We start from the raw sequence: 24,367 nt of genomic DNA on the forward strand, positions 1-24,367 counted from the left end.
CCTTGATTTGCACTATCAAATAATTCATATGTGTATTTCACTGCCTGCTGACAGATAATCGATGCTATCACCCATAATAGTTTTCAGCCTTTTATAAGGCTCCAGACCAGTGCAATGACATGTGTAAAACTTTGCTTTTGTATCCACCAGGTATTTACCAATTCTATCTATCATTTCATGGACCTCGTTTCCGCCAGAACGGTTGGAAAGATGAAATCCACCTATCACATAGTTAGGCATACGTCTTTTTAAGTCATGGAAGTATTCAAGAATATTTACAATACCATTATGGGCGCAGCCTGTTACCAAAAGCGTCTTTCCTGCCTCCTCTATAATGAGGTTTTGTTCATGCGCAAAAGTATCCTGTACTATTTTGCCGTCATGTTTCATAAGCAAACTGTCATTTGACTTTGGTAGAGGTTCCTTCCTGGTAATATTTGAGAACACTTGAACCCCCTTGCTGACAAAGAAACGGTCTGATGTAAATACAATTCGCTTGTTTTGCTTCAATTCTTCATCCAAGCCAATATACTCCGGTTCATCATTTGAACGCAAAGCATAGTATTTTTCAAATGCTAGTCGGTGTAGGAATACCTCGGCTTTCGTGTTTTCACGCAAAAAAGCTCTTAGCCCGCCACCATGATCATAATGCCCATGCGAAATAATCAGATAATCAACCTCAGAGATATCTACATTCAGCTTCTTTGCATTTTCAAGAAATAACTCACTAGCGCCAACATCAAAAAGAATTTTGTGACTATTTGCTTCTATATAAAGGCTAAGTCCGTGTTCGCTGCCGAAGTTTTTGGATAGCGCTGTATTCTCAACTAGTGTTTTGATAATCATGACCTCAGCCCACCACCTTCTTCAAACAGCAGTTCCATTGTCTTGCTATAAATTGCTTTCACTGCTGCACCTGAGGCACAGTCTATATCAACAATTGTCTGCCCATTATTAATTGCTTTTACCGCGTCCAAATCAAAGGGTATTCTACCCAAAAGGCTAATTCCCTGACCTTTACAGAAGTTTTCTATCTTTTCTGTGTTTTGCATATTTGTGTCAAACTTATTGATACATACCGCCGTCTTTACGCCAAATTTCGCAGCTGTATTTATAATCCGCTCCATGTCACTAATTCCGGATATGGATGGCTCGGCCACAATTAACACCATATCAACACCGCTCAAAGACGCTATAACCGGGCAGCCTATACCGGGAGATCCGTCAATAATGGCAAACTCCACATCAGCGGCTGCTGACTTCATTTGCTTCTTTACCTCGGTAACCAACATTCCGGAGGTTCCGCTGCCCATTTTTAGCTGCGCTGTAGATAATACTTTTTCTCCATCTGTATATAACAGCAGTTCACCAGCTACAGCAGGTTTTAAAGTCACAGCTTCAACAGGGCAAACAAGCTCGCAAACCCCGCAACCTTCACAGGCAAAAGGATCTACCTTGTATTTCCCGTCTGCTGATATAGCTTCAAATCGGCAGTTTTGCATGCATTGTCCGCACTCTATGCACAGCTCGATATCTATCTCGGCTTTCGGCAAACCATAATAGTCTGTTTTCTTTGGCAGGGAGTTTTGCTTTGTTATAAGATGCAGGTTAGGTGCATCTACATCACAGTCTGCATAAGCCTTAGCCTTTGAAAGCTTGATAAAAGCACTGGCTATTGTAGTTTTACCAGTACCGCCTTTACCGCTAAGAATTAGAAGTTGTTTCATGATGCACCTCCTTTTTCACAGTCTCCAGCAAAAAAGAAAAAATCGTCCGGTATCTTTCACTTTTCCTTACAGCGATTTCTGCATTTGAATTTAGCATACCGAGTGCACTGTCAAATGGAATTCGACCTATAATTTTTATGTTCTTTTCTATGCAGAATTGCTCTGATGGATTTTCACCATCAAGGCACTTGTTAAGAACAACTCCGAACGGCTTGTTAAATAACTTCACCAGTTCATATACCATGTTAAGGTTATGAACGCCGAACAATGTAGGCTCAGCTACTAATATACAGTAGTCTGCATCCTTAATGCTTTCCATGACTATACAGGCACTTCCGGGAGGGCAGTCGATAAATATCGTCTTGTTCCTTTCAGGTTTGTTCTCATTAAGCAACTTTTTTATAATTGGTATACCCGAAGGTTCACCGGTGTTCAATATTCCTGTATATACTGTTACCTGGTCCGAAGCTCCTTTTTGGATCTTGCCAATAACCTTTTCTTTCTCTGTTAACGCTTTCTCAGGGCAAAGCAAGATACAACCTCCACAAGAGTGACATATATCTTCAAATATAATCAGTTTATCTTTTATATAGGCAAGGGCATTAAACTTGCAAAAGTCAACACACTTTCGACATCCATTGCATAGCTTGCCATCCACCTTTGGAATTCGTACATGTACTTCTTCTTCCTGAATGTTTTCGGGCTTAAAAAAAAGGTGACCATTTGGTTCTTCAACATCACAGTCAATATACGTTGATATTTTTGCAGCCGCAGCTAAATTAACCGACACCAGTGTTTTTCCTGTGCCGCCCTTGCCACTTAGCACAGCTATCCTCATTTTAGTTCCCTCCATGGCCATGAAAACCAGGATGAATTTCATCGAGTAAGGATAGCTTTCCACTGATGAAGTCATCAATATTTTTTTTAGCGGAAATACCCGCTGTTTTATATATTTTAATATCAGCGGATTTGAGCACATTAGCTGCATTTTCGCCACATCGGGGAGTAAGTAAAGCGTTCACTTTATTATCCACTATTGTTTGTGCTGCCTTAATTCCTGCTCCGCCTGTACTTGCTGCTGCACCATTATCAAGAAATATACTCTCTTTAGTTTCAGTATCATAAATTAGAAAATAGGGAGCACGCCCAAAGGATACACATACATTCGACTCCAAACTTTTTTCATCTACCGGAATTGCTATTTTCATGAGAATCCTCCATTCTATTAATATAATTATTGATCGCATTTCGTAATGCGCTAACGCCTAAATTAGAGCAATGAACCTTGTTCTCAGGAAGTCCATCTAAGGCATGTATGACATCTTCTTCTGAAATTTCCAATGCTTCATCCAGGGCTTTACCCTTAGCTAATACCGTCGTCATACTGGATGTTGCAATTGCCGCAGTGCAACCAAACACAAGAAAGCTTATTTCACTTATACGATTGTCTTTTACTTTAATATAAATCGTAAGATAATCTCCGCATGTAGGATCACCGAAACTCCCTTCTGCATCGGCATCCGGCATACTATAAGCATTTTGAGGGCACATAAAATGTTCTATCACTTTGTCAGAATACATTATCAGTCACCTCTATCACTACCTGCAAAGCGCCAACCATGTCGATGCCTGCGACAACCTCGTCCGCACCCATTTCCGAATCCTTCACATAGCCTGTATTCGCCACCTTCTATCAATAGTACCTTACCATTAACCAGAGACTCGGCAATCTTTTTTCTGGCTTCAGCGTAAATGCCTTGAACAGTAGTGCGTGCAACATCCATCTGCTTGGCGCATTCCTCTTGCGTAAAGCCTTCCAAATCAATAAGCCTTATGGCTTCATACTCATCAACTGTCATTCTGACAATATTCTCATCATCCACCTTTAAGTCAAGGGGACCAAACTTACTGTTTTCAGGCAAACAGCATACTTTTCTCCATTTCATTGGTCTCGGCATATTTTTAGTCACCTCGATTCTGATAGAAACAATCACTTTTATATTCCATTATATTTATGGTCATGCACCCCATCCCTTTAGATAAAACGCGAACAAGGCAGGCTATCGCCTGCCTTTCGCATTACGACAGGACTAATCTTCTAACTCATCGAGGCGCTTTTTTACATCATCAAGCTGATTTTCAAGAAATTTAGCCTGCCTTTTCAGAAATTCTTTTTCATCTGCATCCGATGCAAAGTACGCCCCATTTGCATTTTGAGCACCAAAGCGTGCCCACCTTGGCAAACCGGTCGCATAAAACATTCGCCTAAAGCCTCGTCCCCGTCCGAATCCAAATCCGTAACCGATTGGATTTGCATAACCCGGAACAGCAAAACCTGCGCAAAAGCCTGCACCTCGCCCTGTCATAGGGCCCATTCCCATAGGCCCGGTTCCGTCTCCTCTTGGCATAATGTCACCTCCTTTTCTTATAATCTCTTACTTTTAATTTTGCTACGATTAAATAAGTGATAAGCTAGATAAAAACACCAGGGGATCATTCCAGCAAGCCAGAATGCACGCCTGTAACCTCGTCGTCCAAACCAAAATTCTCGTCTGTAACTTGCGTTCAAATAACCGGGCACTTTGGAACCAGCACAAAAACCTAACCTCCGTCCAGTTAATGGTCCCATTCCCAAAGGACCAGTTCTGTCACCTCTGGGCATAATAGTCCTCCTCATTTTTACAATCCATTTAATGAATTGATTATCCTTTCAACTGTTACTCAGCGTAAATGACATATGTCATTTACATCTTATATTATACCCCGATTCTGACATATGTCAATAACTATTTTAAAAAAATACGCCAATCAAGAATTTTTCTCGATTGGCGGCAATCATATTGAAATCCTATAGATTCACTTCTATTTCTAACCCTGACTTAAACTCTACCACTAGCCTGTCATTATATACAGTTGCCTTTTCAATTAGTTTTCTAACCAGTTTATCATCAAATTCCGTAATATCACCGGTTTGCATATTAAGAAAGTCCGTCATCTCAGCAATCCGATCCCTCTTATCTTGACGGAGAGCGTTTCTCGAAAGTGTTTCTTGCCTTAAGTCCCGTAAGCGGTAAATCTCATTGACAATATTATCATATGCTTCCTTTGAATTTGCCAATTGGATCAAATCGGTTTGGAGTTCTTCCAGCCTTTTATCAATATCTGCCGTACTCTCATCCAAATCCTCGCTTAATACGGTTTCAATATTCTTCTTCAGTATGGTCAGAAAAGAGTTTTTCCCGCTGACGGCTATATTGATAGCTTCTACAATCTTCTCTTTGAGAGTATCTTCAAGTATAGTGGAAGCGGTACAAAACAAACCGGTGTTTTCCAATCTGCTGACGCATCTCCAAACGATGGATTTTTTCCCTCGGTTATTCCAATGAACCCTGCGGAATACTTCATGACACTTGCCGCAGAACACCATTTGGGATAAGGGATGATTATTGCTGTAGTTTCTCTTCTTTCCGTTCTTACTTATATGCACACATCTTCTTTTGACAAGCTGTTCCTGAACCTGCATATAAATTTCACGCGGGATTATGGGCTCATGGCTGTTTTCTACATAGTATTGAGGAACTATGCCGTTATTGGCCACCCTTTTCTTCGATAAAAAATCTACTGTATAGGTTTTCTGCAACAGCGCATCACCGATATATTTTTCATTCCTCAAAATCTTATTGATGGTGCTGGTATGCCATCTGTGATTGCCTGCACCTGTCAGAATTCCGTCAGCTTCCAGACCTCTTGCTATCTGTAGCATACTGGAACCTTCAAGGTATTCTCTGTAAATGCGTTTAACGATCTCTGCTTCTTCAGGTACGATAACTAAATTGCCATCCTTATCCTTTGTATAGCCAAGAAACCGGTTGTGATTAATATGGATTTTTCCTTGCTGATATCGGTACTGAATACCCAGTTTTACATTCTGGCTTAACGATTGGCTTTCTTGCTGCGCCAAAGAAGCCATAATGGTCAGCAGGATTTCCCCTTTGGAATCCAATGTGTTTATATTTTCCTTTTCAAAGTAAACCGGAATATTTTTTTCTTTAAGCTGCCTTATGTACTTTAGGCAGTCCAGCGTATTTCTTGCAAACCGGCTGATAGATTTCGTAATTATCATATCGATTTTGCCTTGCATGCATTCTTCTATCATCCGATTAAACTCTTCACGCTTTTTCGTGTTGGTTCCGGTAATACCTTCATCTGCAAATATACCAGCTAACTCCCATTCGGGATTGCTTTTGATGTAGTTTGTGTAGTGCTCAATTTGCGCTTCATAACTGGTTGCCTGCTCCTCGCTGTCCGTAGAAACACGACAGTAAGCTGCTACCCGAAGCTTAGGCAATTCCTCGGCCTTTGCACTATTCCCAATTCGCTTACGGGCAGGAATTACCGTAACATTCCTGGTTGTCATCTAAAATCACCTCGCTCTTAATAAGACTATAAGCATACTCTGCCTGCTGAAATGGATCATCGTATAGATTATCTGGCATTGAAGCATGAAACCTAAAATTTAAGATTTTCTTTTCATTTCCTTTATGTTCATAAATCCTACCAAGCTCCTCTGCTCGCCTGTGTCTTTCCAGTTGTGCTTTTTCGAATGTGTCCTTGCTGATAATTGGCGGATAGAATTTGTACTCAACATACCGTTTATCTGCCAGCATTCTTGCAACAGATGTATGGTAACGCTTAATACCCGCTTTTTGCGCCGCTTCGGTTAAAGAAAGCCCGGAAAGGTAAGCCTCAAATAGTTTCTCAATCTTAACTGCTTCCTCTTCATTAATTACAGCCCTACCGTTTTGAATGGTATATCCAAAAAGTATATGGCTCATTATTTCACCAGCCTTTCCCTTAAGTTCAACCCGCATTTCATTTTGAAACCTATTTCTTCTTGTGAAAACACAATGATTTCGCGGGTAAAATCCTCAAATATTTCACTATCAAATGCATCAATCTGCTTTTCAGCTTTTGTTGCAAATTTAAGAAGCTTTTCAACCTCAAAGAGGATAGTCTGACTCCCATCGATTGTATGTTTTATGGCTTCTTTTTGTTCCTTTAATAAGGCCGCTTCTTTAAGCAGCTCATTTTTCTGTGTATTAAAAAGAGCGGGTTCCAGGTATCCCTTAGCCATAAGTCCCATGATTACCTGAACCCGTTCTGTATTTTCTTTGATTTTTATTTCCAGCTCTTGAATCTTCGCTATATTTTCTGAGTAATTTGTTTCCTTTAAACTTTGTAGCAATGGTCTTAGAATGAATTTATGACCGAAAATAAGCTTATTGATCATTACAACAAAGGCCTGATGGATCCCATCCTCTCTGACAAACTTCATGGAACAAGCCGAAGCGTCTTTTATATGCTTTGTGCAGCACCAGGCAATGTATTTATGATTACCACTGCCATGAATTCGACGCTTAAAACTGCTGTCACATTCTGCGCATTTGATTTTCCCAGAGAAAGGGTAGCGTTTTTGATACTTGCTGCTTCCCTTAATTACACCTTTTTCTTTTCCTCTTTGCTTTAATATCTCTTGGGCGGCTTCAAATTCCTCATGGGATATAATGGCTTCATGATGATCCTTTATCATGTATTGATCTTTTTCACCACGATTATAATGCCGCTTAAAATTCTCATCTGTATAGGTCTTTTGCAGAAGGACATCCCCGGTATATTTTTCATTGCTAAGAATACCGCGGATAGTGGTCGCTGTCCAATGCGAACCTCTCTTTGTTGGGATTTTATCCAAATTTAACCCATCTGCAATTTTCTGTGTGCCTTTACCAGCCAAAGCCTCGGAAAAAATCCGCTTTACGATTTCAGCCTGTTCTTTATTGATAAATAGCTTCCCATCCACATAATCGTAACCATAGGGAGGATACGAAATTTTGTATGTTCCGTTTTGGAACCTACGTCTGATAGACCACTTACTATTTTCAGCAATGGATAAGGATTCGTTTTCTGCAAGACTGCTCAAAATTGTCAGCACTAATTCGCCATCCATGCGCTGCGTATTTATATTCTCTTTCTCGAAATAGATGAAAACACCGAGATCGGTAAGTTTTCTCACCATCTCAATACAGTCGGTTGTGTTTCTGGCAAATCTGCTGACTGACTTGGTTATAATAAAGTCAATTTTCTTGTTTTCACAATCTGCAAGCAGCCTTAAAAGTCCAGTTCGGTTCTCCTTTTTTGTGCCTGATATGCCTTCATCATAGTAGATCCCTGCAAACTCCCAATCAGGATTTGCTTTTATATAGGATTCATAATGGTCTTTTTGTGCTTCCAGGCTTGCCATTTGTTCATCACTGTCTGTTGAAACCCTGCAATAAGCCGCTACCCTCACCTTTGGCTTGAAAGCTTGGAGAGCATTGTTTCCATCAATCCTCGTTACCTTTCTCACTGTTTTCACCTCCTTTTGGTATGTGACATGTTACCTCTGTGTGCCGCTAATAGCAAGCTAATTAGGCCATAAGCTGTGCATACATCGGCGTGAAAGTTTTGCGGTTCAACTTGTCGATTTTGTTGAATTCTTCTTCTGAAATCAGTCCCGCCTTAAGCATCCTCTGCAGAATTTTGTATGCCCGCCAGTAATCAACCTCTCTTTGAAGTTCCTCCTGCGTTATCTTTGTATAGTTAGTTTCCTGCGGGTTATATGGTAAATGATTAGCCGCCTCTATCATTCAAGCACCTCCTATAAAGACTTAGGACAGCCGCGATTGGCTGTCCTTTATCATTATTCCGGCAATTTGAGAACTTGTCCGGGGTAAATAGTATCTGAAGTCAGGCCATTCAGTTTCTTAATCTCCGGAAATCTTGTTCCTCTACCGAGTTCTTTTTCCGCTATTCTCCATAAGGTATCGCCTTTTTGCACGGTATAGGTTCTATTGCCCTTGTTATCAGGAATGCTGTTTACAATTACAAGGTTTTCTTTTGCTACCCAAGTGTTTATGCCTGCGATTTCTTGACCGCCGGATTTCTTAACCTTTTTGCCAAGCAATACACATTCTTTGCCGCCTTTTATGACCGGCTTGCCTTTGTATAAAGTCTGTGTGACCCTGTGGTAATAGTCATTTTTGACCCACGTTGGAACTTCCACACTGCCGGGGAAGTAATTCTTTACACTGACCTTAAACTCCACCATATCTCCAATTCCAATATCAGTATTGATATCTGTACTGTTCTCCAGCGCTTTTTTTACTGCTTTACGGAAAGTGTCCATATTCTCCCCATGCTTGGGAAACCAGTGCATCACATCAGCATGGTTGCTGGCAATACCGAGCCTATATCCTTCGGAGTGGCAGATGATGTCATTTTCATTAAGACCGTACTTCTTGCAGAGCATAACGCAGAGTTCAACGGCATTCTGCCACGCTTTACGGAAATAATCTTCCTGCTTTGCTGCATCATAACCCACCATCACCGCCCCGGATTTATACGAAAACCCAGCAGGCTCACAGATCTCAAAGCCAATATGGGTATTGTTGGCGGATCCTCCTGCATGCCAACCGCGATGATTCCAAGGCAGGTATTGCCAAATCTCTTTATCGTCTACAAAAGCATGTACACATACCTGCCTGTTTATTTCACCGGCTTTGTAAGATTTGTTCCAACGGGAAAACCACTCAGCCGCCATTACACCCGGCACAGCCGTCGAATGTACCATGATTCCTTTAGGCGTGATTTTGCGGCCTGCTGTATAGCAATCGTTTCGCGTCATGTATTTAGTAAAAAGCTTCATTTCTTTTCATCCTCCTCATTTGAGTGGCCATGCAGTTGTTCCAATGCGTTCTTCAGCTTTTCAGGAATGGGCAGTCCTATATGTGCTGCATTCTCAAGAATTGAAATTCCCTCGTTACTCAGGTAAAAGAAAATCACCGCTGTCCGGATTGCCCCGCCGTTGCCGAGCACCTGGCTGTCGATGATGTGTCCTACACCTACAAGTACAAAAATAAGCACTTTCTTAAAGATGCCCTTGGCTCCGACTTCACTCGAAAGCTTTTTGTCTACAATGGCACACATCACGCCGGTCACATAGTCAATGGCCACAAAAGCGATGAGCGCATATAAAAATCCATCCAGCCCTCCAAGAAACCAGCCAAGAAATCCACCAATAGCAGTAAAAACCGCCTGTACCCAGTTCCATACTGTTTTCATTGTCTTAAACCTCCGTTCAACTTGAGTTTTGCATATAAAAAAGCGCCCTGCCTTAAAGCAAAGCGCTGAATATATAAAACTTTTAACCTATATTTGCTTCGGAAGCGCCTCCCACAGCCGCATATCCTCCTGCCCAAGCGACCAGATGGCTATACCTCGCAATTTCCATCGATAAGCCGCTTCGTTTGCCCAGTAAACAAGGCTGTCTGCATCCTGATAATACAGAATAGAAAAACCATCCGCATCTCCGAGGAAGAGACGGGATATCCAGATATTGATGTCTTTTGATATAATTTTTACTTCATAGTCATTACCGCAGGAAAGCGTCAAAAGCTGCGAGTGGAAAAAATCATAGTCCATCGAAATGTCCTCATTGCGAGTTGCCGATTCCTCCACATCGTTATTTACTGAAAACACCTGAAATTCATCATCCCACGTGACACCAGTGCGAGCAAGCCTGCCAAAGCTGGTTATATTTCCATCCGGAAGTTCCACATCAAAACGCTCGTATGGTTCATATACCCACGCATCGCCCAGCCGCAGCAGCTCGCATACCGTCCGGTTGTCCGAGCAGTACCCTGCATAACCACTACCACCGATTACATTCACTGTGAAACGCAGGGTTGAAGCTGCACCAGAATATACTCTTACCTTATTGCCGCGTTTTCGCATCTCTATAGTATACATATTCGGATTAGCACGAAGATCGGCATCTGCAGTTTTTGAGAAACTGGTGGAATAGCTACCAAGCAAGGAATTACCTTGATAAAGCTCGACTCTTTGCGTGTCATAATTTAAGCAGCAGAAAATATCCCCAAGGAACACCCCAGCCCGTCCACTGCTATTTTGAGGGAAAGCCAGCCTTGCCCGGATATGAATATCGGAAAACCCGTCGTATTTCCATGCAAGTTTGCCATATCCCTCGAGCTGGGAATATGGGCGACTTTCTGTGCTTTCTGGGTCTTGCCAAACATCCCATTCGCCGTCCAACACAGTCCAGTAATTTTCAGGCAGGATGTTCCTGTCCCGAAAATCCTCATACCAAATAAGCGCCGAGTCGGGTTTTCTTCGCAACATTTCAAATGTCAGTTTAAAACCTCGATCCGGCTCAACCATCACACCATTTACATCCTTGAACCGACGAGGAGAGAGCATAAAGCTGGCTTCACCGGCAAAGGGATACTCCGAAAATCCACTGCAAACCCTAAAACCGTAAAACTGGACTCCCGGCACACCACCGCTTATGCTGACAGCATGCGTTCCCTCTTGGAGAAATACACCTTTTGCAAGTGTCAACCAGCAAACTCTTCTCCAGTATGGCCACCATAAACGGTTCTCGCTGAAAGTCTTTGATTCACCATCAAGGGAAACGATAATCGCATTTTTGTCCCAGTAAGGAAAGCAAAGCTGTACTGCAATATCGTAATATCCCGCTTCTGTTATCTCAAAACGGTACTCTGCTGACGCCTGGTCATCTCCAAGTGAGGCCATCTCATCAGTAATAATGACATTTCCTTCGTATTCATCCGGAACTCCGTTCCTGTCAATATAAATGGTTCCGAACTCCGCTTTCTGCTCCTTGCCATAGCTTGTCAAATATCTTCGCCTGTTATAAACCCCTTTTAGCAGCGGATATTCCCAGGATACAGCATCCCATCCTTCCATATAATCATATACATGAGGAAGAGCCCAAGGTACTTTGTTATAGTCATCCCAGTAAACCACAATTGGAATAAACGGCTGGGGCGGTGCATCGCCTGTGAAATTGTAAACCCCAGTCATCCAGTATTTTGCCGCATAGTAGGTATTAGACACTCCTCGATAGGTTATTCCAAGGTTTTCAGGTGTATCATGAATCCTCCAGTTCCAACCATAAGCAGGCAATCCCATGAATATCTTGTCGGGTGACATAACGGAAACAGCATAATCATATATGCCCTCAAGCCAGTCACGAGGAGATACTGGGCCGGGAGCAGAGCCCGCCCATGCCATGCCATAGCTCATGATGGCGGCGGTATCGCAATAGTCGTTAAGATCGGCATAAACACACCAATTTTCACCGCCCACCGAGCCTTGAACGCCGGTCATACCCGGCAGGCAGATGTTGACAAGCTTTGTTGCATCATAAGATTTAACTGTATTATATATATCCCTAAATAAAGCATTCGCCGCATCCTTGTTTTCATAACCTCCGCCGCGCTCCAGGTCAATATCTACCCCAGCACACCATGGATACTTGTTCATGATCCGGATGATTTCAGTAAGAAACTTATCCTTTGCACCGTTTTCGTTGTTGCGAAGTGCAGTAAAAATATTGGCTATTCCATGATTCATAATTGTGAGCAGCCACTTAATATGAGGCCATTTCTGAATATACGGAAGCATGCTGCTGATGCTGGTACCGGTTTCAGTAATTGTGCCTGTTGCGTCAACCTCAAAAGTAAAAATGCCTACCGTATCAAAGCGGTCACCATAGTCTCTAAGTGCTTCATATATTCGGGCATTTCCCATAAAACTCCACACCATGCACCGCTTACCTTTTAAGAAATCCCTCACAACCGATCACCGCCTTCTTGCATCTCCTGAAATTCAAAGAGCACCCGCGCCGATTTTCTCTCTTCCAGCTTCACCATATGTTTGCTATCCCATGCCGCAGAGTATTGATAAAACCCATCCTTACGAGTGGGGCTTCCGTTTTTAAGGCATTGGCGGGTGGAAGCCTTGAGCGCCAGCTCATCGCCTGCATTAACTGGGTCAAGAAACTTTACCTTATGCGCGCCCATACCTTGGGATATTTCAATACTTCCTGCGGCCATATCCTGTATAGGATAGATATAACAGTCAAGACCAGCAGAAGTTTTGCCAAGGTTGAATAAGACTACAGTCTCCGCTGTTCGCACCACACCGTTATAATGCCGAGGCAGGACTGGCTGCCCGTTTTCATGCATCTTTGTTAGCATTTTGCTCGTGTGAACGGTATAGCCTGTCAACTGATCTCCATCCTGAAGCTGCATGTCGGTGAAATAGATAATTCCGTTACAGTCGGAGATCTTGAGTGTCACAGTTACGCTCACCACATGCTTATTGCTTTTTAGTTGTATGGTTTCCGCAAATCTTGAAAACTGCATAGTTTTTTCCTCCAAAACTATTTGACAAACATAGGCATTAATGCTAAACTATAATTAGATTTTATATTTGGAGGCTAGTATAAACCTATGTGTGGTATTTTTCGTATTCGTAAATAAAGGTGCCCTGAACAAAAGATAGCTCAATAGCAGCGTCTTTGTTTTAGTGCACCCTTTTTCGATTAAAAAAAAACCGAAAGAGGTGTATTTTTTATGCCCCAAAATAGAAAAAAAGGGACAACTCCGCCCATTTGGGTATCTCAAAACTTTTTAACAAGTTACAAAATTATCAACAGAATTATTCGCAGAACAACCCTTAACAAGGATGATCATGTGATTGAAATTGGCCCGGGAAAGGGTCATATAACAGGTTTCTTGATAAAAAGATGCCGGAAAGTTTCGGCAATCGAAATTGACGGCCGTTTATATAATAGATTGACAGCAAAATTCAAGGACGTCAAAAATATCCGTATATATCATCAGGATTTTATGAAGTGGAAGCTTCCTCAATCCGAAGATTATAAGGTTTTTTCAAACATTCCCTTTTGCTTCACTACGGATATTATGCGAAAACTCACGGAGTGCAAAAACGCACCTTCTGAAGCATGGCTTACCATGGAAAAAGGCGCAGCCAAGCGTTTCATGGGTAAGCCTTCAGAATCATTGCGTTCACTGCTTATAAAGCCCAGATTTGATTTGGATATTGCTTACTATTTCAGCAGGGAAGATTTTCATCCCAAACCGGGCGTTGATGTAGTACTTCTTCATCTTAAGAAAAAGAGCCCGCCGGATATCCCCGCAAACCAGTGGTTTGCCTATGAACAATTTGTTTCAAAGGCGCTAAAATATGGATTCCGCTGTTTTTTTACAAGCAAGCAATTATCTAGGGCATTCCGTCAGGCTGGTGTGCAAAATAAAAATATTACTCCTACAGAGATTCTTTATGTTCAGTGGCTCTGCCTTTTCCGATGCTACTGGGAGCATGTGTTAGGCAGAAAATAATTTTAGCGGCTCATTACCCGTCCAATGTCCACCGGATTTCGCATACATGCCCGATCCATCCGGTGGAAACCGAGCCGCCCTGAAGCAATAAGTCTGTAAAGTACACTGTGCCGGTGCAGTCAGTGACGCACAGCCTGATGGTGATAGATTTGACTCTGCTGATACTTTTGGGAGAAATACTGTGTGCAATCTGATTGAAATATGCCATATCATCACCCTCAAATCAGGTCTATAAATCTTGTTTCTGCTGTACCGTCCTCGTATTCAATGACTATCTCAACACCAACCTGGCCGTTTTCGCCCTTTTCAAGGTTTTCGGAAGCAATCTGCGCTGAAAATGTATAACTTTTACGTGTTGCTGGGTATACCGTCTGTGACAGACTCTTTGTCATACCAGGTACACCAACAGCCTTGAAGGAAGCAGTTCCCGAAACACCATTCTCAGTATCCACTTCAAAGCCGGAATTGACCCAGTAGGCAAAACTGGATAGGCTATACTAATTAGGACAATTAAATTCCGAACAATGGTATAATATAAATATAAAACTTTGGGAGGAATTTAAATGGCAAAACGATATGAAGAGGAATTCAAAAAACAAATAGTTGCACTATATAATAATGGTAAATCTTTGGCAGATCTTAATAGAGAATATGGAATTGCAAAATCAACTATTAAAGTATGGGTAGAAAGATATAATGACTCAGGATCCTTCAATGTAAATGATAACAAATCCGAAGAGGAAAAGGAGTTAATTAGACTAAGGAAAAAAGTAAAGCAACTTGAAATGGAGAATGATATTTTAAAGCAGGCAGCGTTAATACTAGGCAAAAAATAGACCTGATTATCTCTAATAGATATAAATACAGTATTAACGCAATGTGTAAATTTCTTAAGGTCCATAGAAGTCTTGTGTATTATCACTTAAAAAAGAGAAAAGAAAGGAAGAAAAAAATAATTCTAAAGCAGAAACAAAACTAGAAAATGCTGTAATTAGGATATTTAGAGAAAGTAGAAATAATTATGGAACCAGAAAAATTAAAAGACAATTGCAACGAGAAGGAATTATTGCTTCCAGGCGGAAAATAGGCCAAATTATGAAAAAATATTCACTGGTATCAAATTATACTGTAGCTCAATATAAAATAAGAAAAAGCAAATGTAATGAAGATGAAATAGAAAATATAGTAAATAGAGAATTTAATAATAGAAAAAAACTAGAAGTAGTAGTTAATGACCTTACCTATGTGAGGGTTAATAAAAGATGGTGCTATATATGTACCCTACTCGATTTACACAATAAAGAAATTATAGGATATTCTGTTGGAGAAAATAAGGATGCACAGCTTGTATATCAGGTATTCCTTACTTGTAGATATCCTTTATCTGAAATAGAAATATTTCATACAGACAGAGGTAATGAATTTAAAAATAAATTAATAGATGAAGTAGTTACTACTTTTGAAATTAAAAGGTCATTAAGCGCTAAAGGCTGTCCTTATGATAATTCACCAGCAGAAACCTTTAACCATATATTAAAAACTGAATGTATAAAGGGCAAAAAATTTGGTAGTTTAAAAGAATTAGAGATTGAATTAATGGATTATATAAATTGGTACAATAACCATAGATTACATGGCTCATTAGGTTATCTAACACCTATGGAATACAAGGAAAAACAACTAAGTTTAAATGGTTCTAAGGATAAAATTTCCTGTGAATTTGCATCTGTTTAAAAAGATTATTTTTTGGTTCTGTGAAGGGCGAGCGATAGCGAGTTCATTTACCCTTGACTGGACCAAAATAAATAATCTTATAATTGCAAACAAATTCATGGGGATTTATATAAATTGTTCGGTAAAAATATGTCCAAAAAAGTGTTGACATATCAAGGTGATAAATTTTCACAGAAAAATAAGGGAGTATTTTAATTTTACCCCCTATGAATTCAAGATGAACGCTTATAACTTTGCTTTAGCAGAAACATTATATATTTTTCTATTTGAAATATTCTATTTTTTATTCTCAGACTCTATCAGTTCTATCATTTTAATAAAATAATTATATACTTCTGTACTTTTATCAAATATGTTTTCTAAGTCTTTTTTCCCACTTTCCAAAACATCTTTTTCCGAAAACTTTTCATTAAAAATAATTGCTAAAGTATATTGCATTTGTGAAGCCACATTTAACATTTGTTTTCCTGTATTTTCTGCTTTTAAATAATCAGAATATACTGATACAAAGTGTTCCGGAAAAACACTAATTAAATAACCATAAAACCACAAATAATCTCCGTCATTTGAATATTTCTCAGTTGCTATTTTAAAGGCATCTAGTAATATATTTTCTGCTTGGTTTAAACATTTTTCTAATTTTGGTGATAATCTTCCCCATTCAGCCATAACATACCAAGTGTAAAAAGAAATTCTGAAAAGATCATATTTCTCAACTGTTTTTAAATAATCTTCATTAATAGCATCAAAAAAACCTATAAGTTCTTCCCATTTTTCATTTTTTATAATTCTCTCTAACTTATCTAAATCCATTGTACATCATAACCTTTCAAATAATATTCTATTTATTTCTTATTTACCCATGCATCGCTAATTTTCCATCTATTAAGCCCCCTAACCAATTTGGACAATCGCACACTAATTTAGTAAAATAAAAATTAATAGGAGGTTGTCTAAATTGAAAGGGAAAGGTAAAAGGTATCCAGAAGAATTTAAGCGTCAAATTGTTAAGGAAGTAGAAGAAACAGGCAATGCTTCTTTAGTTGCAAGAAGACACGATTTAGTTCCTGGCACTGTTACTCGCTGGGTTAGGGAGTCAAAGAAGCAAAATGGATTAATTCCAAGTTCTAATTATTCCAATAATATTAATGCTAAATCTTTAGAAGAAGAAAATGAACAATTGAAAAAATTACTAGTAGTAAAACTTTGATATTTTGTCCTCAAATAACTACACATTAATATTTAGCTGAAATCAAGGGCCCGCCTTAGCGGGGCGTAGCCTTTACCCTTGATGAAGGTAAATATTAATGTAAAATCAGACAAGGCCAAAATAAAATACTATGATATTGAAAGTATTAGTGAGTTTTTGTCCAAAATTAAGGGGTCAATCCGAATAAACGATATTTAAAATATTTAATTTGTATTTAGATTTTCCAGTACACGTTATTAGGTAGTCTACGTAAATAGCCTTCGCTTTTTTCTATTATTTCTCCTGTTTGAATGTTTCTTACTATTACATTTTCATGATATTCGGGATCTTCATACCATTCAGATAGATACAACCTATCCCCATCCCGAAATAATACTGTCTCTGTTTTTCCAATTGCAATTTTCTTTTTTTCTGGCCAAACAATTTCATAGAAGCCATCATTTCCACTTCTTCCAAGAGTAAGTGGCGTTGTTTCAAGCTTTAAGTTATAGCAGTCTTCAACTTCTGATAAAGACAATTCAGTAATAACTTCTAATTTTTGTTTTTCTGGGATATATTTTTTAATTTTAATTAGCTTTTCATGAAAATCAACAACTAAAAAATTAAATATCCCATTATTCCATATAGGTTTTTCAACATATACATTCCCTTGGATTTGAAATGGTGAATGTACTTCCCCATCAGGATAATGGATTAAGTGATAATTCATTCCTTTAAAAAATCCATCGTTATTAAATATCTCTTGCGCTTCATATAAGTCACAATATTCAACTGTTCCTTCTCTGCATGAATACCATTCATTTGTTCCTTCAATTTCTTCTGGATAACTACTTGAAATACCTTTTATATTAGTAATATTTATCATTTATTTATCCCCCTTTATAAAATAAGCCTATTTAACATTGTGTCAATAATATGATATTATGATTAGTCTATTTATTCATTTTATCACATCTATTCCATCTCCTCAACCCCTACAAAAAATCTAAGCTGTCAACTCAACCCTATTATTTTCATGGCAGTTGATATGTTTCCCCAATCAATAAAAATAAAGGTTTCCCAACATTGATATCTCCGGCAAAGTAGCCGAAAGGAAAACTCAATGTCTGGAAACCTACTATTTATCAATATTTCGATTAGTACCTATTTTCCCACCCTTGACATCAATACCACACACTCCACATGTGTCGTGTGTGGAATGTAGATACAAATTATTATCTATATCTTTTTTCTCTATTTCTAGACCAGTCTTAAATACAAATGTAATTGAATATGGATTAACAACTCCTTCTTCATCAATCTTCCCCACTAATATTTTATCTATTACTGTTTCAAAAATTTCTCTATCAAATTCCTCTAAAAACTTGTTATCTTCGAATAACTTTCTAAAGGCAGCAATTCTGTTTTTTAAGTCACCTTCCTCATTAACTATTGATTGCAATTCTTTTTCTCTAACCTTTACTTTTTCAAGTTCATTTAATAATTCTGCATATTTAGCTTCGAAATTTTCTTTTCTAAGTGTGCCTTCAAGGTAGAGATTCATTAAATTATCTATCTTTTTTTCTATTTCACTTGTTTTTATTTCTATCTCTTTCAACTTTTTAATTGTACCAGAATTACTAAGTGTAGTTTCTACATTTTTTATAAATTCCTCTGTTATCTGCTTGTTCTTGCTTATCATTAAATTAAAAGCATCTATGAATGTAGATTCTAAATCTTTTTCCGCTATACTCTTGCTGTGTGGACAATTTTTCTTTCCCTTTTTGATCGCTGTCACACAACTCCATGTAATCTTTTCATATTTTGTACCAGAATGCCATGTACGACGAGTAAAACTACTATTACAAAATCCGCATTGGATCAGACTGGAAAATGCGTATTTCCTACTATATTTTTCTCCTCTCCCTTTATTACTATGTCTTGCACTTCTTTTCTGTAATATTTCTTGTGCTTTATCAAAAACCTCTCTAGGGATTATAGGTTCGTGGTGATCTCTTATCCTATACATAGTCTCTTCTCCAAAATTCTCAAGCCTACGCTTTGAAATTGGGTCTACTGTAAATGTCTTACCCATAATAACATCGCCTTTATATTTTTCATTTTTTATGATTCTCCTAACAGAACTTTCATGCCATGTGCTATTACCATTTTTAGTTTTGAATCCTAGCTGTGTAAGTTCTTTTGCTATTGTGAAGCAACCTGCACCTTCTACATATCGTCTAAAGATATATCTCACTATTTCAGCTTCTTTTTCATTTATTGTCAAAGTTTTAGTTTCAGGATCATAATCGTACCCTAGGCAACCATGAAACCCTACTAACTCACCCCTTTTCATTTTCATTCTTAATCCTAATTTTACATTCCTTGAAATGCTCTCGCTTTCTGCCTGAGCTAAGGAACTTAGGATAGTTAGTAACATCTCTCCTGCCATATCTAATGTGTTTATATTTTCTTTCTCAAATAGAATAGCAACATTTTTATCTTTTAATAAGCGTACATATTGAAGTATATCTAGGGTGTTACGAGCAAATCTAGAAATGGATTTGGTTAGAATTAAATCTATTTTCCCATCAAGTGCATCGTTTATCATTTGCTGAAAACCTTGCCTGTGTCTCACTTGAGTGCCTGAGATAGCTTCATCTGCATAAACTCCTACATATTCCCAATTTTCATTTGAATTTATTAAATCTTTATAATACCTTACTTGAGATTGGTAGCTTTCTAGCTGTTCATTACTATCTGTACTTACTCTACAGTAGGCTGCAACACGCAGCCTTTTGATTTCTTTAGAGTTTTTTCTATCTATCCTATCCAAAGATGCCTCAATAACTTCCACCTTATTATTGCTCATTCCCCAATCACCTCACTTGTATCTTTATTCACTATTAGCTTGATTTTATCAGTAGATACAATTCTAAGCAACATTTATTATTTTATATTTATCTTTAAGATATTGCTTAATCATTTTATACTCAGCCACACTTATGACTTTATTATTTAATAATCTTTTCAACATTGCTAATTGAACAGCATAACTAATTCTTTTATCCATGTATTACCTCCTTTTGTAAAAACCTAAATTTCTACAACAGAGAACTGCCCAAAATGCATAAAAGTAGTGAAATTTAACTAAGCATATAAATGGATAAAGGATCTGGCTCATATTAGGAACCAGATCCTCCTATTGTTTAATTCAATATCTATTTAGTACAACTATATGAGTTGCTTTCTATCTACATATATATTAGACCTGACTTAGAATCATATCTAAGTTGCTTCCATTTGCCTTCGCAATTTGGGCAAAGCCAGCTATATTTTTCAATGTGTTCTACATCTATTACTATTTCATTAATAGACAATACTAGTTTCTTCATCGACTTTATTCTGATTGTCAATTTTTAATAGTATAGTATTAGTCCCACAATTATTGCATATTGAACCATAATAAATGTCACTCAATCTAACAACATTTAAAATTCTGTTACCATCATTTATAAATGATGAACCAAATCCACTCATTTCTAAGTTATTCGATACTTCTTTTTTATATCTCTTGACAATCTCGTTTATTTTTCTATCATTTCTTAGAAACTTCATTAAAGGTAAGTATACTTCATTCCATAATTTAATTTCATCAAATGAGCTTACTATTGCATCAATTTTTCTTAAGGTATTGATTTTAATTCCATTAATATGCGTAAAAATTTTTTCTAAAGCGTGCTTATCATACTCAAAACTTCTAATATCTCCATTACTAATTTTTCTTTCTTTTTCTATTAAGCTTAGAACTATAAAAATCGATTTCTCAAGTTTTAGAAAATAAAAAATCTCTGGATATTCCTTAAATAATTTTTTGAAGTATATGGCAACTTCTTCTATTTCATATAACTCCCTACTGTCATTAATATAACCTGAAACTGTTATTACAAGGCTTTCATGAAAAAAAGAGTTAAATAAACCAAATTTCAGGACTTCTGATTTATCTTCAGAATTTAGTAGCTCTAATAATTCAGTTAATACATACTCAATTTTACTAAAGTTAAGATTTCTAATTTCCTCAGAAGTAATTATTAAATGAAGTATTTTGTCAAATCCAATTTTCTTTTTTTCTCTTTTTTTCATTGATTGAAACTGTTCAAATGTAACTATTCTCATATAAACCCTCCTAAAAATTTATAATTACATTTAAAAGTTATCAAAAAATAAAAAACACCCCGAAACTAAGCCTCTAAAGAATTTATAAGGCTTAATTTCGGGTAAGTTATAAAAACTGAATTTTGTTTAGTCTTCTATTTCAAGAAGTTCTAGACCCACTTCTAATAAAAACTTAACAAGAGCAGACTTTCCAATATTTAAATACTCTGCTGTCTTGTTAATCCTTTCAATAAGGGGTTCTCCAAGGTAATAAGTTGCTTTTTTATCTTGCTCTTTCTTCTCAATTTTTTTAATAACAATTTTGTTTCCTTGAATAGCTTTACTTTGTCCTTCTGCTATTGTTTTGTCTTTAATATCATAATTCTCTTGTTTTGAATTCTTTTTATTTGTTTTTTCGGCTGACTGTACTTTAAAACTAATAAAATATTCTTTGCTGTCAATGTTATTAATCTTCATATCTTTATCAACTCCTTTTAAATTTTTATCTTGCTTTATCACAGTAATCACCTCCCCTTTATATTTTTTAAAAAAGCAAAAAGATCCAGATTAAATTTTGTAGAATATCTCTACAAAACTTAATCTGGACCACAAAAATCTACAGCTATCAAATTATAAAACTACATCCATTAATTAATCTACATGTATTTGGTAAAATAAAAATGCAATAAATGGTCATCAAAAATACAAAAAGTAATTGCCAGTACAATCCCAAAATTATACCCTATTAAGTGAGCAAACTTAGTAGGGGGGAAAGGATGTGCTGACAATTACTCAAGTAAATTATATACGAGATTTATACTTTTGGGAAGGCAAAAATATTACTGAAATTTGTAATCTGACTGGAAGAAATTATCGCACTATTAAAAAATACATAGAACAAGATGACTTTAATTCAAAAGAACATAAAGTTAAAAGACCTAATAAATCCGATGTCTTAAGGCCGATCATCAATAAATGGCTTACCGAAGATAAGTTCAGACACCATAAACAAAAGCATACTGCCAAAAGAATCTATGATAGGTTAAAAGAGGAATATCCTGATTTATTAAAGGTTTCAGAAAGAACCGTAAGGAGAATTGTCAAAGAAGAAAGGGAAAAAGTTTATGGAGCTGATAATGCCTATCTAAAGCTTGAGCATCCAGGCGGGGAGGCACAAGTAGATTTTGGCTGCTTTAAAGCCTATGAGAATGGTACATTGAAAGATTTCCATATGCTAGTATTATCATTTCCAAAATCTAATGCAGGCTTTGCAGTAGCCACAAGAAGCGAAACAAGGGAAGCCCTTCTAGAAGGAATGGTAACTATCTTTAACTTCATGGGCTATGTACCTAATACTATTTGGTTTGACCAAATGTCCTCTGTGGCACTGCGAACTAGGGATGAGAGAGGTGTTGTAAAACCAACAGACTTCATAGTGAGATTTGCAACCCATTATGGCTTTGATATTAAGCTTTGCAATCCAAACAGTGGCCATGAAAAAGGGAATGTAGAAAACAAGGTAGGTACCATTAGGAGAAACATTTTCGTTCCTGAGCCAACAATTAAGGATTTAGATGAATTTAACCAAAAGCTCCTTGAGAAATGCCTTGAGGCCAATAAAGAACTTCATTACCGTCATAAGGTACCAATTAAAGATCTATTTGAATCAGAAAAAACATTGATGATTCCTGTTAACAAGGTAGTCTTTGATACAGCTAATTATGAAAACAGAAAAGTGAATAAATATGGACTTGTAGAATATTCAGGATGTCGATATTCAGTAAGCCCAAAATATGTGGGAGAAACTGTAGTTTTAAAGATAATGGCCAACAAAATAGAAATCCTCACAAAGGATTTATCAGTTAAGATTACAGAACACCCTAGGCTGTTTGAAAGAGGGCAGGAATCCATAAATTATATAGACTTCATTGACATAATCAAGTTAAGGCCAAATGCCTTGAAATATTTAAGTATATATTCACTACTTCCTACATCATGGCAAGATTATCTTAAGTCCTTAGATAAAGAATCTTACAGACAAGCCTTTGATGTATTGAGAATGATACTATTAGAAGAAGATATGGACTATGCCGACAAGGTATTAAAAGAAACTTTAAAACACAAGTCAATATCCCCAGAGGCTGTAGAGATAACATACAAGCGATTCAAAGAAGACCACACTCTCTTTGAAAGTACAATATATTTTCCAGAAGATTTACCACCATATGAAGTTGATATCAACCAATATGACCTCTTGCTACTTGGAGGTGAGAGAAGATGAGGGAAGAAATTAGTAAATATCAAAAGAAACTGAGACTATCCAGTAGCCTTATGGAGATCTATCCAAATATTGAAGCAGAAAGTCATGAGGAATTCTTACTTAAACTACTAAAAGAGCTAAATGAAGATAGGGAAGAAAAAAGGAGAATCAGAAATTTAAAGAATGCAGGATTTCAAGTATTAAAATCATTAGAAGGCTACGATTACTCACAAATCAGATTTCCAAACAGCTTAAGGGTACAAGAACTTGAATCACTATCCTTTGTAGATAAAAAAGAAAATTTAATTCTTTATGGCTCAGTAGGAACTGGAAAAACGCATCTATCAGTAGCCCTTGGAGTTAAGCTGATAAATGAAGGTAAAAAAGCAGTTTTCTATCGAGTCCATGATTTAATCAACCAACTAGAATCAGACGATCAAAAGAAAAAATCATCCATTTACAAGAAAATCAATCAAGCGGACCTACTTATCCTTGATGAATGGGGGTACCTTCCCCTTCATCAAGAAGGAGCAAGACTCCTATTTGACATCGTTTCAATCTGCTATGAAACAAAAAGTATTATCATAACGACAAACATAGAATTTGGAAAATGGAAAGGCTTTTTATTTGATGAAAAGCTTACAGCTGCAATAGTAGATAGACTAATACACCACTCACACATGCTAATATTTACAGGAAAAAGCTATCGTATGGCCAACTCATTAATTAGGTAAAAATTGTGCTGGCAATTACACATGGAAACTTGTATTTTAAATGGCCAAAAATTGTATTTTCATATTGCCAAACACAATTATTTATCTTACTACCTCTCATTCTATTAAGCCATTATATATAAATAAATTTTATTTATTATTAATTCATATCTTCAAATTTTTCTCATACCTACTCTTTTTAAGGATTTCATTAGCGTCCATTTATAAGTTGCTTCTAATAATTAATAAAATAGAAAATAGTAAAAACAATCTAACTATGCTATAATCATTGATTTTATGAAAAA

At 37.3% G+C, this 24,367-nt stretch carries 26 protein-coding genes and 1 pseudogene; 5 read left to right on the plus strand and 22 right to left on the minus strand.

Annotated elements, in window-relative coordinates:
- Positions 1–24: 24 nt before the first annotated feature.
- The 16 genes from JL105_RS07400 to JL105_RS07475 form a co-directional block, all read right to left on the minus strand.
- Entirely contained in the window at positions 25–846 is an 822-nt protein-coding gene (locus JL105_RS07400) for an MBL fold metallo-hydrolase (protein WP_132029541.1), read from the minus strand.
- The gene (locus JL105_RS07405) at positions 843–1,727 is read right to left on the minus strand and encodes an ATP-binding protein (protein WP_132029539.1); all 885 of its coding nucleotides are present in this window, start codon (positions 1,725–1,727) and stop codon (positions 843–845) included. Before JL105_RS07405 ends, JL105_RS07400 begins: the two co-directional genes overlap by 4 nt.
- Positions 1,705–2,565: a nucleotide-binding protein gene (locus JL105_RS07410; protein WP_132029537.1), complete on the minus strand. Its 861-nt coding sequence runs from the start codon at positions 2,563–2,565 to the stop codon at positions 1,705–1,707. The genes JL105_RS07405 and JL105_RS07410 overlap by 23 nt, the downstream gene beginning before the upstream one ends.
- A 1-nt stretch (position 2,566) precedes the next feature.
- On the minus strand, positions 2,567–2,935 hold the full coding sequence (locus tag JL105_RS07415; RefSeq protein ID WP_118475165.1) for a NifB/NifX family molybdenum-iron cluster-binding protein: 369 nt from the start codon (positions 2,933–2,935) through the stop codon (positions 2,567–2,569).
- Complete coding sequence (locus JL105_RS07420; protein ID WP_132029535.1) at positions 2,910–3,308, minus strand: iron-sulfur cluster assembly scaffold protein; 399 nt, start codon at positions 3,306–3,308, stop codon at positions 2,910–2,912. The genes JL105_RS07415 and JL105_RS07420 overlap by 26 nt, the downstream gene beginning before the upstream one ends.
- 2 nt (positions 3,309–3,310) lie before the next feature.
- Complete coding sequence (locus JL105_RS07425) at positions 3,311–3,685, minus strand: DUF134 domain-containing protein (protein WP_065820957.1); 375 nt, start codon at positions 3,683–3,685, stop codon at positions 3,311–3,313.
- Between the two features lie 132 nt (positions 3,686–3,817).
- Positions 3,818–4,135: a DUF5320 domain-containing protein gene (locus JL105_RS07430; RefSeq protein ID WP_132029533.1), complete on the minus strand. Its 318-nt coding sequence runs from the start codon at positions 4,133–4,135 to the stop codon at positions 3,818–3,820.
- 17 nt (positions 4,136–4,152) lie between these two features.
- Complete coding sequence (locus JL105_RS11685; RefSeq protein ID WP_420485345.1) at positions 4,153–4,404, minus strand: DUF5320 domain-containing protein; 252 nt, start codon at positions 4,402–4,404, stop codon at positions 4,153–4,155.
- A 171-nt stretch (positions 4,405–4,575) separates the two neighbouring features.
- On the minus strand, positions 4,576–6,144 hold the full coding sequence (locus tag JL105_RS07440) for a recombinase family protein (RefSeq protein ID WP_132029529.1): 1,569 nt from the start codon (positions 6,142–6,144) through the stop codon (positions 4,576–4,578).
- The gene (locus tag JL105_RS07445; protein WP_202690461.1) at positions 6,107–6,562 is read right to left on the minus strand and encodes a recombinase family protein; all 456 of its coding nucleotides are present in this window, start codon (positions 6,560–6,562) and stop codon (positions 6,107–6,109) included. The genes JL105_RS07440 and JL105_RS07445 overlap by 38 nt, the downstream gene beginning before the upstream one ends.
- On the minus strand, positions 6,562–8,130 hold the full coding sequence (locus tag JL105_RS07450) for a recombinase family protein (protein WP_132029525.1): 1,569 nt from the start codon (positions 8,128–8,130) through the stop codon (positions 6,562–6,564). The genes JL105_RS07445 and JL105_RS07450 overlap by 1 nt, the downstream gene beginning before the upstream one ends.
- A 61-nt stretch (positions 8,131–8,191) precedes the next feature.
- Complete coding sequence (locus tag JL105_RS07455; RefSeq protein WP_132029523.1) at positions 8,192–8,410, minus strand: SHOCT domain-containing protein; 219 nt, start codon at positions 8,408–8,410, stop codon at positions 8,192–8,194.
- A gap of 53 nt (positions 8,411–8,463) precedes the next feature.
- Positions 8,464–9,468 (minus strand): N-acetylmuramoyl-L-alanine amidase, encoded by a 1,005-nt coding sequence (locus JL105_RS11555; RefSeq protein ID WP_132029521.1) that lies wholly within the window; start codon positions 9,466–9,468, stop codon positions 8,464–8,466.
- On the minus strand, positions 9,465–9,884 hold the full coding sequence (locus JL105_RS07465; protein WP_014256673.1) for a phage holin family protein: 420 nt from the start codon (positions 9,882–9,884) through the stop codon (positions 9,465–9,467). The genes JL105_RS11555 and JL105_RS07465 overlap by 4 nt, the downstream gene beginning before the upstream one ends.
- 87 nt (positions 9,885–9,971) lie before the next feature.
- Positions 9,972–12,395, minus strand: a complete 2,424-nt coding sequence (locus JL105_RS07470) for a glycosyl hydrolase family 18 protein (RefSeq protein WP_202690462.1) — start codon at positions 12,393–12,395, stop codon at positions 9,972–9,974.
- A 41-nt stretch (positions 12,396–12,436) separates the two neighbouring features.
- The gene (locus JL105_RS07475) at positions 12,437–13,012 is read right to left on the minus strand and encodes a hypothetical protein (protein ID WP_132029517.1); all 576 of its coding nucleotides are present in this window, start codon (positions 13,010–13,012) and stop codon (positions 12,437–12,439) included.
- Positions 13,013–13,222: 210 nt separating this feature from the next.
- Between JL105_RS07475 and erm the strand changes: the two genes are divergently transcribed.
- On the plus strand, positions 13,223–14,011 hold the full coding sequence (gene erm / locus JL105_RS07480) for a 23S ribosomal RNA methyltransferase Erm (RefSeq protein ID WP_132029515.1): 789 nt from the start codon (positions 13,223–13,225) through the stop codon (positions 14,009–14,011).
- A 563-nt stretch (positions 14,012–14,574) separates the two neighbouring features.
- Positions 14,575–15,745: pseudogene (locus JL105_RS07485) on the plus strand (IS3 family transposase).
- A gap of 276 nt (positions 15,746–16,021) precedes the next feature.
- Here the strand turns inward: JL105_RS07485 and JL105_RS07490 are convergent.
- Complete coding sequence (locus JL105_RS07490) at positions 16,022–16,558, minus strand: hypothetical protein (protein ID WP_003515960.1); 537 nt, start codon at positions 16,556–16,558, stop codon at positions 16,022–16,024.
- 145 nt (positions 16,559–16,703) lie between these two features.
- Here JL105_RS07490 and JL105_RS07495 point away from each other — a divergent pair, with 145 nt between their 5' ends.
- Positions 16,704–16,955: a transposase gene (locus JL105_RS07495; protein ID WP_014256663.1), complete on the plus strand. Its 252-nt coding sequence runs from the start codon at positions 16,704–16,706 to the stop codon at positions 16,953–16,955.
- A 214-nt stretch (positions 16,956–17,169) separates the two neighbouring features.
- Here JL105_RS07495 and JL105_RS07500 read toward each other — a convergent pair whose 3' ends face one another.
- From JL105_RS07500 to JL105_RS07520, 5 genes are all read right to left on the minus strand, one after another.
- Positions 17,170–17,820 carry a hypothetical protein gene (locus tag JL105_RS07500; RefSeq protein ID WP_014256664.1) on the minus strand — a complete coding sequence of 217 codons (651 nt, stop codon included), beginning with the start codon at positions 17,818–17,820 and terminating at the stop codon, positions 17,170–17,172.
- Between the two features lie 252 nt (positions 17,821–18,072).
- Complete coding sequence (locus JL105_RS07505) at positions 18,073–19,806, minus strand: recombinase family protein (protein ID WP_132029511.1); 1,734 nt, start codon at positions 19,804–19,806, stop codon at positions 18,073–18,075.
- Positions 19,807–19,869: 63 nt separating this feature from the next.
- A complete protein-coding gene (locus JL105_RS07510) occupies positions 19,870–20,007 on the minus strand; it encodes an SHOCT domain-containing protein (protein ID WP_170169649.1) in 138 nt (45 codons plus the stop codon).
- Positions 20,008–20,303: 296 nt separating this feature from the next.
- The gene (locus JL105_RS07515; protein ID WP_132029509.1) at positions 20,304–21,110 is read right to left on the minus strand and encodes a hypothetical protein; all 807 of its coding nucleotides are present in this window, start codon (positions 21,108–21,110) and stop codon (positions 20,304–20,306) included.
- 126 nt (positions 21,111–21,236) lie between these two features.
- Positions 21,237–21,608: a hypothetical protein gene (locus JL105_RS07520; RefSeq protein WP_132029507.1), complete on the minus strand. Its 372-nt coding sequence runs from the start codon at positions 21,606–21,608 to the stop codon at positions 21,237–21,239.
- A gap of 259 nt (positions 21,609–21,867) precedes the next feature.
- Here JL105_RS07520 and istA point away from each other — a divergent pair, with 259 nt between their 5' ends.
- Entirely contained in the window at positions 21,868–23,370 is a 1,503-nt protein-coding gene (istA, locus tag JL105_RS07525) for an IS21 family transposase (protein ID WP_132029505.1), read from the plus strand.
- The gene (istB, locus tag JL105_RS07530; RefSeq protein WP_132029503.1) at positions 23,367–24,083 is read left to right on the plus strand and encodes an IS21-like element helper ATPase IstB; all 717 of its coding nucleotides are present in this window, start codon (positions 23,367–23,369) and stop codon (positions 24,081–24,083) included. The genes istA and istB overlap by 4 nt, the downstream gene beginning before the upstream one ends.
- Positions 24,084–24,367 lie beyond the last annotated feature (284 nt).

The organism is Keratinibaculum paraultunense (assembly GCF_016767175.1).
Lineage (GTDB): Bacteria > Bacillota > Clostridia > Tissierellales > Tepidimicrobiaceae > Keratinibaculum > Keratinibaculum paraultunense.